Origin of the sequence: Enterobacter cloacae complex sp. EB5 (assembly GCF_031432835.1) — a bacterium.
Classification (GTDB): domain Bacteria; phylum Pseudomonadota; class Gammaproteobacteria; order Enterobacterales; family Enterobacteriaceae; genus Enterobacter; species Enterobacter hormaechei_C.
In genome coordinates this window covers 2,309,905-2,325,816 of the sequence record NZ_CP133860.1, presented here as the reverse complement: position 1 = coordinate 2,325,816, position 15,912 = coordinate 2,309,905, and the positions used below count along the sequence as shown (strand labels likewise).

The 15,912-nt window shown below is 59.9% G+C and carries 18 protein-coding genes and 1 pseudogene; 15 read left to right on the top strand and 4 right to left on the bottom strand.

From position 1 onward, the window contains the following. Positions 1-10 precede the first annotated feature (10 nt). The 4 genes from RHN82_RS11035 to tusA form a co-directional block, all read right to left on the bottom strand. Positions 11-1,297: a TRAP transporter large permease gene (locus tag RHN82_RS11035; RefSeq protein WP_045328570.1), complete on the bottom strand. Its 1,287-nt coding sequence runs from the start codon at positions 1,295-1,297 to the stop codon at positions 11-13. 10 nt (positions 1,298-1,307) lie between these two features. Beyond that, a complete protein-coding gene (locus tag RHN82_RS11030; protein ID WP_003861278.1) occupies positions 1,308-1,817 on the bottom strand; it encodes a TRAP transporter small permease in 510 nt (169 codons plus the stop codon). Positions 1,818-1,829: 12 nt separating this feature from the next. Next, positions 1,830-2,801, bottom strand: a complete 972-nt coding sequence (locus tag RHN82_RS11025; RefSeq protein ID WP_047050550.1) for a TRAP transporter substrate-binding protein — start codon at positions 2,799-2,801, stop codon at positions 1,830-1,832. 234 nt (positions 2,802-3,035) lie between these two features. Beyond that, positions 3,036-3,278 carry a sulfurtransferase TusA gene (tusA, locus tag RHN82_RS11020; RefSeq protein WP_000130627.1) on the bottom strand — a complete coding sequence of 81 codons (243 nt, stop codon included), beginning with the start codon at positions 3,276-3,278 and terminating at the stop codon, positions 3,036-3,038. A 169-nt stretch (positions 3,279-3,447) separates the two neighbouring features. On the opposite strand from tusA, the gene RHN82_RS11015 reads away from it, so the two are divergent. From RHN82_RS11015 to RHN82_RS10945, 15 genes and pseudogenes are all read left to right on the top strand, one after another. Next, entirely contained in the window at positions 3,448-4,113 is a 666-nt protein-coding gene (locus tag RHN82_RS11015; RefSeq protein WP_006812293.1) for a 7-cyano-7-deazaguanine/7-aminomethyl-7-deazaguanine transporter, read from the top strand. 72 nt (positions 4,114-4,185) lie between these two features. After that, positions 4,186-4,743, top strand: coding sequence for a DcrB family lipoprotein (locus RHN82_RS11010; RefSeq protein WP_003861272.1), 558 nt, complete (start codon positions 4,186-4,188; stop codon positions 4,741-4,743). A 135-nt stretch (positions 4,744-4,878) separates the two neighbouring features. Beyond that, positions 4,879-5,929: pseudogene (locus RHN82_RS11005) on the top strand (AI-2E family transporter). Positions 5,930-6,054: 125 nt separating this feature from the next. Continuing rightward, complete coding sequence (locus tag RHN82_RS11000) at positions 6,055-6,777, top strand: beta-ketoacyl synthase chain length factor (RefSeq protein WP_015571484.1); 723 nt, start codon at positions 6,055-6,057, stop codon at positions 6,775-6,777. Continuing rightward, on the top strand, positions 6,774-7,589 hold the full coding sequence (locus RHN82_RS10995; RefSeq protein ID WP_047050554.1) for a 1-acyl-sn-glycerol-3-phosphate acyltransferase: 816 nt from the start codon (positions 6,774-6,776) through the stop codon (positions 7,587-7,589). The genes RHN82_RS11000 and RHN82_RS10995 overlap by 4 nt, the downstream gene beginning before the upstream one ends. Further along, positions 7,570-7,827, top strand: a complete 258-nt coding sequence (locus tag RHN82_RS10990; RefSeq protein WP_003861263.1) for a phosphopantetheine-binding protein — start codon at positions 7,570-7,572, stop codon at positions 7,825-7,827. Before RHN82_RS10995 ends, RHN82_RS10990 begins: the two co-directional genes overlap by 20 nt. An 11-nt stretch (positions 7,828-7,838) precedes the next feature. After that, positions 7,839-8,090, top strand: a complete 252-nt coding sequence (locus tag RHN82_RS10985) for an acyl carrier protein (RefSeq protein WP_003861262.1) — start codon at positions 7,839-7,841, stop codon at positions 8,088-8,090. Next, a complete protein-coding gene (locus tag RHN82_RS10980; RefSeq protein ID WP_047050555.1) occupies positions 8,062-8,661 on the top strand; it encodes a hypothetical protein in 600 nt (199 codons plus the stop codon). The genes RHN82_RS10985 and RHN82_RS10980 overlap by 29 nt, the downstream gene beginning before the upstream one ends. After that, entirely contained in the window at positions 8,654-10,000 is a 1,347-nt protein-coding gene (locus tag RHN82_RS10975) for an AMP-binding protein (RefSeq protein WP_047050557.1), read from the top strand. Before RHN82_RS10980 ends, RHN82_RS10975 begins: the two co-directional genes overlap by 8 nt. Next, complete coding sequence (locus RHN82_RS10970; protein WP_017693835.1) at positions 9,987-10,337, top strand: hydroxymyristoyl-ACP dehydratase; 351 nt, start codon at positions 9,987-9,989, stop codon at positions 10,335-10,337. The genes RHN82_RS10975 and RHN82_RS10970 overlap by 14 nt, the downstream gene beginning before the upstream one ends. Beyond that, positions 10,328-12,019: a glycosyltransferase gene (locus RHN82_RS10965; protein ID WP_047050559.1), complete on the top strand. Its 1,692-nt coding sequence runs from the start codon at positions 10,328-10,330 to the stop codon at positions 12,017-12,019. Before RHN82_RS10970 ends, RHN82_RS10965 begins: the two co-directional genes overlap by 10 nt. A 3-nt stretch (positions 12,020-12,022) precedes the next feature. Continuing rightward, positions 12,023-12,445, top strand: a complete 423-nt coding sequence (locus tag RHN82_RS10960) for a thioesterase family protein (RefSeq protein ID WP_003861252.1) — start codon at positions 12,023-12,025, stop codon at positions 12,443-12,445. Beyond that, positions 12,442-13,047, top strand: a complete 606-nt coding sequence (locus RHN82_RS10955; protein ID WP_047050561.1) for an outer membrane lipoprotein carrier protein LolA — start codon at positions 12,442-12,444, stop codon at positions 13,045-13,047. Before RHN82_RS10960 ends, RHN82_RS10955 begins: the two co-directional genes overlap by 4 nt. Then, positions 13,016-15,337 carry an MMPL family transporter gene (locus tag RHN82_RS10950; RefSeq protein ID WP_047050563.1) on the top strand — a complete coding sequence of 774 codons (2,322 nt, stop codon included), beginning with the start codon at positions 13,016-13,018 and terminating at the stop codon, positions 15,335-15,337. Before RHN82_RS10955 ends, RHN82_RS10950 begins: the two co-directional genes overlap by 32 nt. Further along, positions 15,334-15,912, top strand: a complete 579-nt coding sequence (locus RHN82_RS10945) for a DUF3261 domain-containing protein (protein WP_045328555.1) — start codon at positions 15,334-15,336, stop codon at positions 15,910-15,912. The genes RHN82_RS10950 and RHN82_RS10945 overlap by 4 nt, the downstream gene beginning before the upstream one ends.

The following is a 15,912-nucleotide window of genomic DNA, read 5'->3' as shown; positions in this document are numbered from 1 at the left end:
AAAAACGGCGTCACTGCATCCCTAGCAACCCCGGCAACCATAATGAAATCGCCGGGATGTACGTCACCATCCCCAGCACCACCAGCAACATACCGTAAAACGGCAGCATCGCCCGCACCACGTGCTCGATCTTCTGCTTACTCACCGCGCTCGCCACGAACAGCACCGACCCGACCGGCGGCGTGATCAGCCCAATCCCCAGGTTCACCATCATGATCATCCCGAAATGCACCGGGTCGATCCCCAGCGAGTTGGTCACCGGTAGCAGCACCGGGGTCAGGATCAGGATGATCGGCGCCATGTCCATCAGCGTGCCAATCAGCAGCAGCATGATATTGAGGTACATCAGGATCACGTATTTGTTATCGGAGAGCGACGTGAAGAATTCGGTGATGCGCATCGGCAGCTGCATGTAGGTCATTACCGCGCCAAACGCCGCGGCAAAGCCAATCAAAATCATCACGATAGTGACAGTTTTCACCGTGCGGCACATCAGCTTCGGCAGTTCATTCCACTTGTAGTCGCGGTAGATGAACATGGTGACGAAGAACGCCCACAGGCAGGCCACGGCGGCAGATTCGGTCGCCGTGAATATCCCGGACAAGATCCCGCCGAGGATAATCACCACCGTCATCAGCCCCCACAGGGCATCGAGCATGATTTTCAGCGCCTGCCTGAACGGGATTTTGTCCCCCTTCGGATAGCCGCGCTTGCGGGCGAAGCACAGGCAGAGCACCATCAGGCTCACGCCCAGCAGCAGGCCCGGCAGCACGCCCGCGATAAACAGCGTGGCGATGGAGACCGTTCCCCCCGCCGCCAGGGAGTAAATCACCGAGTTGTGGCTGGGCGGGATCAGGATCGCCTGCACCGACCCGCTGGCCGTCACCGCCGCCGCGTATTCGCGCGGATAGCCCTTCTTCTCCATCTCCGGGATCATCACGCTGCCGATAGACGCCGTATCCGCCACCGACGAGCCGGAAATCGCGCCGAAGAACGTTGATGCCACGATGTTCACCAGCGACAGCCCGCCGCGTATAAAGCCGACAAAAACGTACGCGAAGTTAACCAGCCGTCGGGCAATGCCCCCTTCCGCCATGATCGCCCCGGCAAGAATGAAGAACGGGATCGCCAGCAGGGTAAATTTATTCACCCCGCTGGTGATCTGGATCATCAGCGCCTCCAGCGGCAGGTCAATCCACAGCGCGCCCGCCACGGCGCTTAAGCCGACGGCGAAGGCCACCGGCATCCCCAGCGCCAGCAAAATGGCGAGGGTGAATAACAAAACAAACGCATCCATTGTTCACCCCTTAACTGTGATTGCCGATCAGCACGACCGGACGGTTTTCCTGCGAGCCAAACAGCAGGCGTTCAAGCACAAACAGGATCAAAATGGCCGACCCGACAGGCAGCGGCAGATAGCTTTCGCCGGAGGTCAGGAGCGGAAACTCCGCCACCGGCTGCTCCCACAGCTCGACGCACAGCCAGTAGCTGTACCAGCACATCAGGCCGGAGATGAGCAGCATCAGCAGATCCACCACCCGCGCGCACACTCTTTGCAGCGACGCGGGCAGGCGGTCGGTGAGCATGTTGACCGCAATATGCGACCCGGCGCGGTAGCTCACCGCCGCGCCGATAAAGGTAAACGTCACCATGCAGATAATGGCGATCGGCTCCGGCCAGGATTCGCCGCGATTGAGCACATAGCGAGAGAAGATGCCAATGGGGATGACAATCGTCATCACCAGTAGCGAGAGACCCGCCACCACCATGGCGAGCAGGTACAGACGGTCCATCCACTTCAGATAGAGTTCGGACATACGTACTCCGGCTTACTGAACGTCAGCGATGGCTTTCATCAGATCCTGATGCTTGTCGCCATACTGCGCGCGCACCGGCTCTGTCGCCTTGATAAACACCGTTTTATCGATGTCGTGGAACTGCACGCCGCCGGCCTTCATTTTCGCCAGCGCCTGGTCGTTATACGCATTCCACAGCTTGCGCTGCTCGAACTGCGCTTCGCGAGCCAGCGTCAGGATCTTTTGCTGTTCGTCAGCGCTCAGTTTGTCCCATTTCACTTTGGAGTAGAGCAGCATTTCCGGGGTGATGAAGTGGCCGCTCAGCGTGTAGTTTTTGGCGACAGGCATGTAGTTGTGGGCGATAAAGGTTGGCGGGTTGTTCTCCGCGCCGTCGATCACCCCGGTCTGCATGCCGCTGTAAACCTCACTGACGCCCATCGCCACCGAGTTCGCCCCCATCGCTTTCAGCGTGGCCAGCGCCACCGGGCTGCCCTGCACGCGAATTTTCTTCCCTTTCAGATCGTCCGGTTTGACGATCGGCTCTTTGGTGATCAGGTTGCGGGTGCCGGAATCCATCCAGCCAAGGAAGACCAGACGCGATTTCGGGTTGGCGGTGAGTTTGTCGCCAATCTGCTTGCCGACATCCCCGTCGATCACCTTGTGCATGTGGTCTTCATCGCGGAATACGTAGGGCAGCGTAAACACTTCGATATCCGGCAGGATGGCAGCCACCGGCGCCATAGAGACGCGGATCATGTCGATCGCCCCCATCTGCGCCTGCTCAATCATCTGCTTTTCATCCCCCAGTACGCCGCCGGGAAAGACCTTAATCTCCAGCTTGCCATCGGTTTGTTGTTTGAGTTTTTCACCCATGTGCTGAACCGCCACCACGTTCGGGTAGCCTTCGGGATGCACATCGGCGGCTTTAATGGTCTGGGCAGAAACGGTGCAGGCGAAAGCAGACAGACACAGCGCGGCCAGTAACGGCTTGAGGGTCGTTTTCATTGAGTCAACTCCAGGGTAGTGAGATAAGCGTTAAAACGATGTTTTAGTTTTTGACGCTTAAAAATTAGACTACGGCTGGAAAAGGGAGGGTGAAGCGCCTCACAAAAAGCGCGAAATTTTGAAACGATGGTTCGAAATTGTGATGGGTACTTGTCGGGTGGCGGCTGCGCCTTACCCGACCTACTACACCCGTAGGCCCGTGCAAGCGAAGCGCCGCCGGGCATCAGGCCGCACTTACCCCTTACGAATCAAATACCGGTACGGCAAGGTCTCGGTTTGCTGCGCCACCAGTTCATGTTCCATAAAGGTACAAAAACCGGGGATATCGCGGGTGGTAGCCGGGTCATCGGCGACGATCAGCAGCGTTTCGCCGCTCTGCATGTTACGGACGGTTTTACGCACCATCATTACCGGCTCCGGGCAACGGAGGCCCTGAGCATCAAGCGTGTGGTCTGGGCTGGAAAACAGGTCGGTCATTTTCTTCTCGTTCAGGTAAAAACGGCTGTAGTTTACGCCCCGCTATCGCCAATGCAAACCAGGTTAACGATTGCGTGAAAATTAGCCATTGCAAAGTGTCGTCAAAGCAGTATCATGCGGCGGCTTTATTGGGTTCCCTCACCCCAAATATTAATCAAAAAGGTACAATATGAACTCCTTTACACAATCGCAGCGCGTCAAGGCGTTGTTCTGGCTTTCGCTATTTCATCTGCTGGTGATCATCTCCAGTAACTATCTGGTACAGCTCCCCATCTCTATTTTTGGTTTTCATACCACCTGGGGCGCGTTCAGTTTCCCGTTTATTTTCCTCGCGACGGATTTAACCGTGCGTATTTTTGGCGCACCGCTGGCGCGGCGGATTATTTTTGCTGTGATGATCCCGGCACTGTTTGTCTCCTACGCCATCTCCTCGCTATTTTACATGGGCAGCTGGCAGGGCTTCGACGCGCTAATGCACTTCAACCTGTTTGTCGCGCGTATTGCCGCCGCCAGCTTTATGGCCTATGCCCTGGGGCAGATCCTCGATGTCCACGTGTTTAACCGCCTGCGTCAGAACCATCGCTGGTGGATGGCGCCAACGGCTTCCACGCTGTTCGGTAACGTGAGCGATACGCTGGCCTTCTTCTTCATCGCCTTCTGGCGCAGCCCGGACGCCTTCATGGCAGAACACTGGATGGAAATCGCTCTGGTGGACTACGCCTTTAAGGTGCTTATCAGCCTGGTCTTCTTCCTGCCGATGTACGGCGTACTGTTGAATATGCTGCTGAAAAGGCTGGCAGATAAATCTGAAATCTCCGCATTGCAGGCAGGTTAAGGGTTCGCTTTATCAGTTGTGATAAGATGAACGAATGAGCCGTTATGGCCGTTTATCGAAAGGAAGAAGTCAATGCGCAATCTGGTTAAATATGTCGGGATTGGCCTGCTGGTTGTTGGCCTTGCAGCCTGTGATAACAGCGACACCAAAACGCCTGCTCAGGGCGCGTCAGCAGAAAGCAACGCCACCGGTCAGCCGGTGAGCCTGATGGATGGCAAACTCAGTTTCTCTCTGCCCGCGGACATGACCGACCAGAGCGGTAAGCTGGGCACCCAGGCGAACAACATGCACGTCTATTCCGATGCCACCGGCCAAAAAGCGGTGATTGTGATCGTCGGTGACGATACCAGCGAAGATCTGGGCGTGCTGGCCAAACGCCTGGAAGATCAGCAGCGCAGCCGCGACCCGCAGCTTCAGGTGGTCACCAACAAGTCTGTTGAACTGAAAGGCCACACGCTGCAACAGCTGGACAGCATCATCTCTGCCAAAGGCCAGACCGCCTACTCCTCCGTGGTGCTCGGCAAGGTGGACAATAAACTGCTGACCATGCAGATCACCCTGCCGGCAGACAATCAGCAGAAAGCGCAGACCGCCGCTGAAAACATCATTAACACCCTCGTGATCCAGTAATCGTTCACCAGGATGCCGTGGCCTCCGTCGCTTGCGCCGGGGGCCATTTTTTTGCCACGACTTTCAGACTAACGCTCCAGACGAAGCCCATCCGGCGCACTACAATTAACACGCCCCCCGGAAAAAGGAATTCTTATGACTGCCAGCCCGCCCGACAAAGCCGGACTTCATATTTTATTAAAACTTGCCTGCCTGGTGGTTATCCTTGCGGGTATCCACGCGGCGGCGGATATCATTGTTCAGCTTCTGCTGGCGCTGTTTTTCGCCATTGTGCTCAACCCGCTGGTGACATGGTTTTTACGCCGCGGCATCAGCCGCCCGGTCGCGATTACCATTGTGGTGATGGTGATGCTGGTTGTCCTGACGGCGCTGTTTGGCGTACTCGCCGCCTCGCTGAGCGAATTTTCCACCATGCTGCCGCAGTACAATAAAGAGCTGACGCGCAAGCTGGTCGATCTTCAGCGCATGTTGCCGTTCGTGAATCTGCATATCTCACCGGAACGGATGCTGCGCCGGATGGATTCCGAGAAGGTGATGACCTACGCCACCACGTTGATGACCGGGCTTTCCGGGGCAATGGCCAGCATTCTGCTGCTGGTGATGACGGTGGTGTTTATGCTGTTCGAAGTGCGCCACGTGCCGTATAAACTGCGTTTTGCCCTGAACAATCCGCAGATCCACATTGCCGGCTTGCACCGCGCGCTGAAGGGCGTATCCAAATATCTGGCGCTGAAAACGCTGTTAAGCCTGTGGACCGGCGTGATCGTCTGGCTGGGGCTGGTACTGCTGGACGTGCAGTTCGCGCTGATGTGGGGCGTGCTGGCGTTTTTACTGAACTACGTACCCAATATCGGCGCGGTGCTTTCCGCCGTTCCACCGATGATCCAGGCGTTCCTGTTTAACGGTTTTTATGAGTGCATGCTGGTAGGGGCGCTGTTCCTCGTCGTGCATATGGTGCTGGGTAACATTCTCGAGCCGCGCATGATGGGCCACCGTCTGGGCATGTCGACGATGGTGGTGTTTTTTATCGTTACTGATCTGGGGATGGCTGTTGGGACCTGTGGGCATGCTGCTCTCCGTGCCGCTCACCAGCGTCTGTAAAATCTGGATGGAAACCACGAAAGGAGGCAGTAAACTCGCCATTCTTCTGGGTCCGGGTCGGCCAAAAAGCCGTTTGCCGGGATAACCGGGTGGAAAGGGTCAAAAGTGACGTTTATTCGCCAGCGCGACGACAACATTGTACGATGTGCGCAGCAAATCGCGCTGGCGAAGAAAAAGTCACAGAAACAGGTTTATCGCGGACGCGCGTAGATGAAATTTACACTTACCCTTATCGACTGGCAGGCAAGAGCGCCAGGACTCAGCGATGCCGACGAATGGCAGGCATGGTCACGCCGGTCTGACGCCATCGATCCCGCTGCACCGCTGGCGAAACTGACCGATCTGCCGATGATGACCGCCCGCCGCCTGAATTCAGGCAGCAGGCTGGCCGTCGATCTTGGCCTGATGATGCTGCGCAAACACCGCATCGACGCCGTCGTCTACAGCAGCCGTCATGGGGAGCTGGAGCGCAATTTCCGTATTCTCCAGGCCCTGGCGGCAGAACAGCCCGTTTCCCCCACCGATTTTGCCATGTCGGTACACAACTCGGCGGTCGGCAATCTCACTATCGCCGCGCGTCAGCCTGTTGTCTCTTCGTCGGTCTCCGCCGGTATGGATACCTTCCAGCAGAGCTTGTGCGACGTGCTGAGCCTGCTGCATGCAGGCTACTCCCGCGTGTTGCTGGTGGATTTCGACGGTCTGCTGCCTGATTTTTATCACGCCGGGTTGCCGCCGCAGATGCCCGTCTGGCCCTACGCGCTGGCGCTGGTGATTGAGGCCGGAAATACGCTCAGCTGTGAAACGCACGTCAACCGCGCGCCTGAAGAGCCCGCGCTGCCGCAAAGCCTCCAGTTCCTGCGCCATTACCTGCGGGACGAGCGCCAATTTACCCTGCCGGGCGAGCGCCTGCTGTGGCAATGGACGCGCCAATGAGAGGGTTTCGTTCCCGCCTCGATCGGGTATGGCGCATGCTAATGACCGGATTGTGCTTCGCCCTGTTCGGCCTCGGCGGGCTGACGCTGTCGCTGGTGTGGTTTAACCTGCTGCTGATTTTCCAGCGCGACCGCACTCAACGTCGCCGCCTGGCACGCCGCACTATTTCTGCCAGTTTTCGCCTGTTCCTCGCGGTGGTACGCGGTGCAGGGGTACTGGATTACCGTTTCAACAACCTGGACGTTCTGCGCGCCGAGCGGGGCTGTCTGGTGATTGCGAATCATCCCTCGCTGCTGGACTACGTTCTGCTGGCGTCGGTGATGAACGAAACCGACTGTCTGGTGAAAAGCGCGTTGCTGCGTAACCCGTTCGTCAGCGGCGTGATCCGCGCGGCTGACTATCTGATTAACAGCGAAGCCGACACGCTGCTTGCCGCAAGCCAGCAGCGTCTGTCCCAGGGCGACACCCTGCTTATCTTCCCCGAAGGCACCCGCACCCGGGTGGGGGAAGCCATGACCCTGCAACGTGGGGCGGCGAATATCGCCGTTCGCTGCAACAGCGCCGTGCGCGTGGTGGTGATCCACTGTAGCGAACGGATGCTGGATAAACAGAGCAGCTGGTATAACGTGCCCACCAACAAACCTGTTTTCACCGTGGATGTTCGCGAACGCATCAACATTCATGATTTTTATGATGCGAGTCAGCACGAACCCGCGCTGGCAGCAAGGCAGTTAAACCGGCATATGCAGCATCAGTTAACAACCGGTCTTCAATCTTTGTCAGGAACGAAAGATGCAAGCGCTCTATCTTGAAATTAAGAATCTCATTATCTCTACGCTGAATCTGGAAGAACTTACCCCAGAGGATATTGATACAGACGCCGCGCTCTTTGGCGACGGCCTCGGTCTGGACTCAATCGACGCCCTTGAGCTGGGGCTGGCGGTAAAAAATCAGTACGGCGTAGTGCTTTCTGCCGAAAGTGACGAGATGCGTCAGCACTTCTATTCCGTTGCCACGCTCGCGGCTTTTATCCATCAACAACGCGCCTGAGAATGACCGCTATGACAGAACAACAAACGATTTATCAGGAAGTCTCTGCGCTTCTTATTACGCTGTTTGAAATCGCCCCGGAGGATATTACCCCTGAGGCACGTCTTTACGAGGATCTGGATCTCGACAGCATTGATGCCGTCGATATGGTGGTGCACCTGCAAAAGAAAACGGGCCATAAAATCAAGCCCGAAACCTTCAAAGCGGTGCGCACGGTGCAGGACGTCGTGGACGTTGTGGAACAGCTTCAGCGCGACGCGTAACGTGCGTTCGATTCCAGTTCTTCCCGCCCTGACGGGGCTGACGCTGCTGGCATGGCCGTTTTTGATCGGCTTCGGGCTGGCGAATAATAGCCTGCACGTGATACTGCCCGTGATGGCGCTGGTGCTGCTGTTGCGCGTCTGCCAGGCCCGTCGGCAGGGCGGCCCCCTGCGTTATCTGTTCGTGAGCGTGGCGCTGGCTGGCATAGCGCTTTGCGCGGCGAGCTACGTCCTGCACGCGCACCAGTGGGTGCTGTTATATCCGGTGGTGGTGAATCTGGTGATGCTGGTGGTGTTTGGCGGTTCGCTGTGGACGTCAATGCCTGTCGTTGAACGGCTGGCGCGCCTGCGTGAACCGGATCTCTCCCCCGTCGGGGTACGTTACACGCGCCGGGTTACCCAGGTCTGGTGCGGCTTTTTTATTATTAACGGGGCGATCGCGCTGTTTACCGTATTACACGCCGATATCCGTCTGTGGACGCTGTGGAATGGGATGATTGCCTATCTCCTGATGGGCACGCTGATGGCTGGCGAGTGGCTGGTGCGACAACGGGTGATGAAAAACGATGCTTAACCCTCTTCCGCTTAGCCAGTGGCTCAGTGCGCCCCGCCCTGACAACACCCCTGTCGCCTGGCAGGACGACCGCCTCTGGACGCTTGGCGATCTGCGCCACGACGTGACCCAGCTGGTCGACACCCTGCGTCGTGAAGATGGCGAGCGCTGGGCGCTGTGCATCGAAAATGGCTATCTGTTTATTGTCGCGCTGCTGGCGACGCTGCATGCGGGTAAAACGCCGGTCCTCCCCGGGCACAGCCGGGCGGCGCAGCTTAACGAACAGCGGGCGCTGTTCAGCGGCGTCCTGAGCGACACCACGCTCGATTTTCAGGGGCGACAGCTGCGGGTGGCTTCCGCGCAGCGGGCAGGCCATCCCTTTTCACCGCTGCCTGCCATCGGTGAGATGCGCACGATCGAGCTTTACACCTCCGGCTCGACCGGCACGCCGCAGCGGGTAAGTAAGCCGGTGGTCAGCCTCGATCGTGAGGCTCGTCTACTGGCGGCGCATTTTGGCGAGCGTCTGGCGGGCCGTCACGTCGTGGCTTCCGTGGTGCTGCACCACCTGTATGGCCTGACGTTTCGTGTTGTCTTACCCATGGCGCTCGGCCTGCCGCTGCATGCCAGCCTGCTCAACTATGCCGAGCAGCTCTCTGCCCTTCCCGACGATAAACGCTATCTTTTCATCAGCAGTCCGGCGTTTCTCAAGCGGCTGGACGCGTCGCTGACGCCGCCCCCCGTTAACCTGCTCGTCTCCGCCGGCGGCGCGCTGCCCTGGCAGGAGGTCGCCGCGGTTCAGGCCTGGCTCAACGTCTGGCCGGATGAAATATACGGCAGCACGGAAACAGGCGTAATGGCCTGGCGCTACCGTCAGGAGGAAAGCACGCGCTGGCAGCCTTTTCGCGGCGTGACGTTTCACGGCGATCGCGTGATATCGCCGCTGATCCCCGAGGCGGAGGGGGTCGTGCTGGATGATATTCTGCACTTCACGGCTGACGGGCAGTTCAGCCTCGTCGGGCGTCGTGGTCGGGTGGTCAAAATTGAAGATAAGCGCATTTCACTCGATGACATTGAGCACCGCCTGCTGGCGCTGGACGGCATCCGCGAGGCCGCCGCGCTGACGGTGACGCGCGGCGGGCGTCAGGGCATTGGCGTATTGCTGGTGCTGAATGAAGCGGTGCGTCAGCAACACGAACAGAGCAAAACAGCGCAGGAGCTCGCCTGGCGACGCGCCCTTCGCCCCTGGCTTGAACCGGTTGCTGTGCCGCGTTACTGGCGGATCGTTGATGAAATCCCGGTCAACAGCATGAACAAGCGCGTGACTGCGCAGCTACAGGAGTTGTTTCATGAAGATCCCTGAAATCGGGCGCCTCCAGCCCGATCCACAGCATCTGGAGATAACCTTTTATCTTGATCCTGACCTGCTCTGGTTTAAGGGACATTTCGCCGTACAGCCGCTGCTGCCAGGCGTGGCCCAGCTCGACTGGGTAATGCATTACGCCGCCGCGCTGGCGTCGGGCTACCGTTTTCACAGTATTCAGAACGTGAAGTTCGCCGCCCCGCTGTTACCGGAGAACACGGTCACGCTGCTCCTTGCCTGGCAGCCTGAACGCCAGTTGCTGACCTTTAGCTACCAGCGCCATGCGGGTAACGAGCGCCACACCGCCAGCAGCGGGAAGATTCGCTTATGTCAGTAACCTTCCGTCCCTGCGTGCTGATCCCCTGCTACAACCACGGGGCGATGATGGCTTCGGTGCTGGCGCGCCTGGCGCCTTTCGATCTGCCCTGTCTGGTGGTGGACGACGGCAGCGATGAAACCACGCGCCGCACGCTTGAAGCGCTGGCGGCGGATCGTCCGCAGGTCACGCTGCTGCGGCTGGCCGAAAACAGCGGCAAAGGCGCGGCGGTGATGCAGGGGCTGAAAGCCTGCGCCGATCGCGGCTTCACCCACGCCGTTCAGGTGGACGCTGACGGCCAGCACGCTATCGAGGACATTCCCAAACTGCTGGCGCTGGCCGGGCGTCATCCCGATGCGCTCATTTCCGGGCAGCCCGTTTACGATGACTCGATCCCCCGTTCGCGCCTGTACGGGCGCTGGATAACGCACGTCTGGGTCTGGATTGAAACCCTCTCCCTGCAACTGAAAGACAGCATGTGCGGGTTTCGCGTTTACCCGATAGCCCCGGTTCTGCGCCTTGCAGCAACCACGCCGCTCGGCAGGCGGATGGATTTTGATACCGAAGTGATGGTGCGCCTCTACTGGCAGGGCAACACCAGCTATTTTCTGCCCACCCGCGTGACCTATCCGCCGGACGGGGTATCCCATTTCGATGCCCTGAAAGACAACGTGCGCATCTCGTTGATGCATACCCGTCTGTTTCTCGGCATGCTGCCGCGCATTCCTTCCCTGCTGATGCGTCGCCGCTCGCAGCACTGGGCGCAGCAGCAGGAGGTGAAAGGATTATGGGGCATGCGTCTGATGCTGCGCGTCTGGCAGCTGCTGGGGCGAAAGGCGTTTACCGCCCTGCTGTGGCCGGTTACCGCCGTCTACTGGCTGACCGCCCGCGCTGCGCGTCAGGCGTCGCAGCAGTGGCTGACGCGGGTTAAAACGGTGATGGCACAGCGGCAAATGCCGCAACCCGCGCGGCTTAACAGTTTTTCCCACTTCCTGCGCTTCGGTCATGCCATGCTGAACAAAGTGGCCAGCTGGCGCGGCGAAATGAAACTCCATCGCGATCTGGTCTTTGCGCCAGGCGCGCAGGAGGCGCTGGGGCTCGACGATCCTCAGGGCAAACTGCTGCTCGCGTCCCATCTTGGCGATGTGGAAGCCTGCCGTGCGCTGGCCCAGCGCGAAGGGGCGAAAACCATCAACGCGCTGGTCTTTAGCGACAACGCCAGACGCTTTAAGCAGGTGATGGAGGAGATGGCGCCGCAGGCGGGCATTCACCTGATGCCGGTCACCGACATTGGCCCGGAGACTGCGATCCTCATTAAAGAGAAGCTGGATCGCGGCGAATGGGTGGCGATCGTGGGCGATCGCATCGCCGTCACCCCGCAGCGCGGCGGCAGCTGGCGGGTGATATGGAGCGAATTTATGGGCCAGCCCGCGCCGTTCCCGCAGGGGCCGTTTATCCTGGCGTCCATTTTGCGCTGCCCGGTGGTGCTGATTTTTGCCCTCAGCCAGCAGGGAAAGCTGACCCTGCACTGCGAGCCGTTTGCCGACCCGCTGCTGCTGCCGCGCGGCGAGCGCCAGCAGGCGCTACAGCAGACCGTCGACCGCTATGCGCAGCGGCTGGAGCATTATGCGCTCTTGTCGCCGCTCGACTGGTTTAATTTTTTCGATTTCTGGCAGCTGCCAGAGGTCAACGAGAAGGAGTAAAGGGTGCTGACCGATCCCCGCTTTACGGCTGAAGTTGAAATCACCGTTCCGTTCCACGACGTCGATATGATGGGCGTGGTGTGGCACGGCAACTACTTCCGCTACTTTGAGATTGCCCGCGAAGCGCTGCTCAACCAGTTTGATTACGGCTATCGCCAGATGAAAGCGTCCGGCTACGTCTGGCCGGTGGTGGATACCCGGGTGAAATACCGCGACGCGGTGACCTTCGAGCAGCGCATTCGCATCCGCGCCCACATTGAAGAGGTTGAAAACCGTCTGCGCATCGCCTATCAAATCTTCGACGCGCAAACCGGGAAACGCACCACCACCGGCTACACCATTCAGGTGGCGGTGGAAGAAGCAAGCCGGGAGATGTGCTTTGTCAGCCCGGCCATTCTGTTCGAACGCATGGGGATCGCGCCATGAAATGGATAACGCTACTCGCGGTGCTGGTAAGCCCGCTGGTGAACGCGGTCACGCTGGATGAACTGCAACAGCGGTTTGCGGAGCAACCGGTGGTGCGCGCACACTTCGAACAGACCCGCACGATCAAGGACATGCCTCAGCCCCTGCGCTCGCAGGGGGAGATGCTGATCGCCCGTGACAATGGCCTGCTGTGGGATCAAAAAGCGCCGTTCCCGATGACGCTGCTGCTGGATGACAAACGGATGGTGCAGATCGTCAACGGTCAGTCGCCGCAGACCATTACCGCCGACACTAACCCGCAGATGTTCCAGTTCAACCATCTGCTGCGGGCGCTGTTCCAGGCCGACCGCAAGGTGCTGGAAGAGAACTTCCGCGTCGATTTCAAAGACCTGGGCGAAGGCCGCTGGTCACTGGTGCTGACGCCCGTCACCACGCCGCTGGACAAGATTTTCTCCACCCTTGATTTGAAGGGCGCGATCTATCTGGAATACATTCGCCTGAACGATAAGCAGGGCGACACGACGGATATCGCCCTCTCCCGCCACCAACTGACGCCCGCCCGCCTGACCGATGCAGAACGCCAGCGCTTTGCCGCACCGTAACGCCCTGCGCCCGGCGCTGCTGTGGGCCGCGGTATGCCTGATCCTGCTGGGCGTGCTGCTGTCGCTGCTGCCCGGCGCGCGGCTGAACAGCAGCGTGCTCGCCATGCTGCCGAAACAGACGCTCGGCGCGATCCCTCCCGCTCTCAACGACGGATTTATGCAGCGCCTCGACCGCCAGCTCATCTGGCTGGTCAGCCCCGGTAAACAGCCGGACCCGCGCGTGGCGAAGCAGTGGTTAACCCTGCTGCAACGCAGCCAGGCGTTAAGTGTCGTAAAAGGTCCGCTGGATGCCGCCGGGCAACAGGCCTGGGGTGAATTCTTCTGGCAACACCGCAATGGCCTGGTCGATCCGGCCACCCGCGCCCGCCTGCAAAACGGCGGTGAAGCGCAGGCACAGTGGGTCCTGTCCCAGCTCTACTCCGCCTTTTCCGGCGTGAGCGGCAAGGAGCTGCAAAACGATCCGCTGATGCTGATGCGCGGCGCGCAGCTCGCACTGGCGAAGAACAGCCAGAAGATGCAGCTGATGGACGGCTGGCTGGTGACAAAAGATACGGCCGGGAACTACTGGTATCTGCTGCACGGCGAGCTGGCGGGCTCGTCGTTTGATATGCAGCAAACCCACCAGCTGGTGACCACCCTTAACGCGTTGCAGCAGACGCTGAAAAGCCAGTATCCACAGGCGCAGCTGCTCTCGCGCGGGACGGTGTTCTACAGCGATTACGCCAGCCAGCAGGCTAAAAAAGATATTTCCACGCTTGGCGTCGCCACGGTGCTCGGGGTGATCCTGCTGATTGTGTCGGTGTTTCGCTCCGTGCGTCCGCTGCTGCTGAGCCTGCTCTCCATTGCCATCGGCGCGCTGGCGGGGACGGTCGTGACGCTGCTGCTGTTCGGTGAACTGCACCTGATGACGCTGGTGATGAGCATGAGCATTATCGGCATCTCGGCGGACTATACGATTTACTACCTCACGGAGCGGATGGTGCACGGCGCGGAGCACTCGCCCTGGCAAAGCCTGGCGAAGGTACGTAACGCGCTGCTGCTGGCGCTGCTGACCACCGTCGTGGCGTATCTCTTCATGATGCTGGCCCCCTTCCCCGGCATTCGTCAGATGGCGGTGTTCGCCGCCGCAGGGCTGAGCGCCTCGTGCCTGACGGTAATGTTCTGGCATCCGTGGCTGTGCCGGGGCATGCCGGTCCGCCCGGTCCCCCTGAGCGGGATGATGCAGCGCTGGCTGAACGCCTGGCGCGACGGTAAAGCCCTCTCTGTCGGGCTGCCGGTAGCGCTGGCGCTGCTCTCCGCCATCGGGATCGCCAGCCTGCGGGTGGATGACGATATCGCCCGGCTTCAGGCGCTGCCGCAGGACATTCTGGCGCAGGAAAAAACCATCACCGCCCTGACCGGGCAAAATGTCGATCAGAAGTGGTTCGTGGTGTACGGCGCGTCGGCTCAGGAAACGCTGGAGCGGCTGGAGGCGTTTACCCCGGCGCTGGCGCAGGCGCAAAAAGCTGGCGAATTAACCCGCTGGCGCACCCTGCCGCTGAACTCGCTGGCGCGGCAGAACAGCGATCTGCATCTGCTGCGTAACGCCGCGCCGACGGTGATGAAAATGCTGCAAAGCACGGGGCTGAAGACCAGTGAACCGAACCTGAACGCCATGCCTGTCAGCGTGGAAGCGTGGCTCGCCAGCCCGGCCAGCGAGGGCTGGCGTTTGCTGTGGCTGACGCTGCCGGACGGCAAAAGCGGTGTTCTGGTTCCGGTCGATGGCGTCAGAAACAGCGCCGCGCTCGGTGAGCTGGCCGCCCGCCATCCCGGGGTCGTCTGGGTTGACCGTAAGGCCAGCTTCGACAGCCTGTTTGCGCTCTACCGCTCGCTGCTGACGGGGCTGCTGGGCGTGGCGCTGGCAGTGATTGCCTGCGGCGCGATGCTACGCCTCGGCTGGCGAAAAGGGCTGGTGGCGCTGGTGCCGTCCGTGCTGTCGCTGGGCGGCGGGCTGGCGGCGCTGGCCATGACGGGCCATCCGGTGAACCTGTTTTCCCTGCTGGCGCTGGTGCTGGTCCTCGGCATTGGCATTAACTACACGCTGTTTTTCAGCAACCCGCGCGGCACGCCGCTGACCTCCATGCTGGCGATTACCCTCGCCATGATGACTACCCTGCTGACGCTGGGGATGCTGGTGTTCAGCACCACTCAGGCCATCAGCAGCTTTGGCATTGTGCTGGTGAGCGGTATCTTCACCGCGTTCCTGCTCGCCCCGCTGGCGATGCCGTCTAACAAAGAGAACTTACCATGACCCGTTTCATTCGCCTGGCGGCAGTGATGATGGCCCTGTTGCTGGCGGGGTGTAGCCATACGACGAACCGCGATGACGCGCGCCCTCAGGCCTGGCTCCAGCCCGGCACCCGCGTCACGCTGCCCCCGCCGGGCATCACGCCTGCCATCCGCGTGCAGCAGTTGCTTACCGGCAGTTTTAAAGGCCAGACCCAGTCGCTGCTGGTGATGCTGAACGCCGATGGAAATAAAGTGGCGCTTGCCGGCCTCTCCTCCGTCGGGATCCGCCTGTTCCTCGCCACCTACGACAACACCGGGATCCACACCGAGCAGTCGGTTGTGATGCCGCAGCTGCCGCCCGCCAGCCAGGTGCTGGCCGACGTGATGCTGAGCCACTGGCCGCTCAGCGCCTGGCAGCCGCAGTTGCCGAAAGGCTGGACGCTGAACGATACTGACACCAGACGCGAACTGCGCAACCCCGAGGGCAAACTGGTCACGGAAATTGTCTACCTGAACCGTAACGGCAGGCGCGAACCGATTAGCATTGTGCAGCACGCTTTTCACTACCACATCACCATTCAATATCTGGGTGACTGA

Bases quoted from the DNA above. Each gene is read 5' to 3' on its own strand.
- RHN82_RS10955 (WP_047050561.1), top strand. From the start codon at position 12,442: ATGAAATGGATAACGCTACTCGCGGTGCTGGTAAGCCCGCTGGTGAAC.
- RHN82_RS11035 (WP_045328570.1), bottom strand. From the start codon at position 1,297: ATGGATGCGTTTGTTTTGTTATTCACCCTCGCCATTTTGCTGGCGCTG.
- RHN82_RS10945 (WP_045328555.1), top strand. From the start codon at position 15,334: ATGACCCGTTTCATTCGCCTGGCGGCAGTGATGATGGCCCTGTTGCTG.
- RHN82_RS11015 (WP_006812293.1), top strand. From the start codon at position 3,448: ATGAACTCCTTTACACAATCGCAGCGCGTCAAGGCGTTGTTCTGGCTT.
- RHN82_RS11000 (WP_015571484.1), top strand. From the start codon at position 6,055: ATGAAATTTACACTTACCCTTATCGACTGGCAGGCAAGAGCGCCAGGA.
- RHN82_RS11030 (WP_003861278.1), bottom strand. From the start codon at position 1,817: ATGTCCGAACTCTATCTGAAGTGGATGGACCGTCTGTACCTGCTCGCC.
- RHN82_RS10970 (WP_017693835.1), top strand. From the start codon at position 9,987: ATGAAGATCCCTGAAATCGGGCGCCTCCAGCCCGATCCACAGCATCTG.
- RHN82_RS10985 (WP_003861262.1), top strand. From the start codon at position 7,839: ATGACAGAACAACAAACGATTTATCAGGAAGTCTCTGCGCTTCTTATT.
- RHN82_RS10965 (WP_047050559.1), top strand. From the start codon at position 10,328: ATGTCAGTAACCTTCCGTCCCTGCGTGCTGATCCCCTGCTACAACCAC.
- RHN82_RS10995 (WP_047050554.1), top strand. From the start codon at position 6,774: ATGAGAGGGTTTCGTTCCCGCCTCGATCGGGTATGGCGCATGCTAATG.
- RHN82_RS11025 (WP_047050550.1), bottom strand. From the start codon at position 2,801: ATGAAAACGACCCTCAAGCCGTTACTGGCCGCGCTGTGTCTGTCTGCT.
- RHN82_RS10950 (WP_047050563.1), top strand. From the start codon at position 13,016: ATGCAGAACGCCAGCGCTTTGCCGCACCGTAACGCCCTGCGCCCGGCG.
- tusA (WP_000130627.1), bottom strand. From the start codon at position 3,278: ATGACCGACCTGTTTTCCAGCCCAGACCACACGCTTGATGCTCAGGGC.
- RHN82_RS10975 (WP_047050557.1), top strand. From the start codon at position 8,654: ATGCTTAACCCTCTTCCGCTTAGCCAGTGGCTCAGTGCGCCCCGCCCT.
- RHN82_RS10990 (WP_003861263.1), top strand. From the start codon at position 7,570: ATGCAAGCGCTCTATCTTGAAATTAAGAATCTCATTATCTCTACGCTG.
- RHN82_RS11010 (WP_003861272.1), top strand. From the start codon at position 4,186: ATGCGCAATCTGGTTAAATATGTCGGGATTGGCCTGCTGGTTGTTGGC.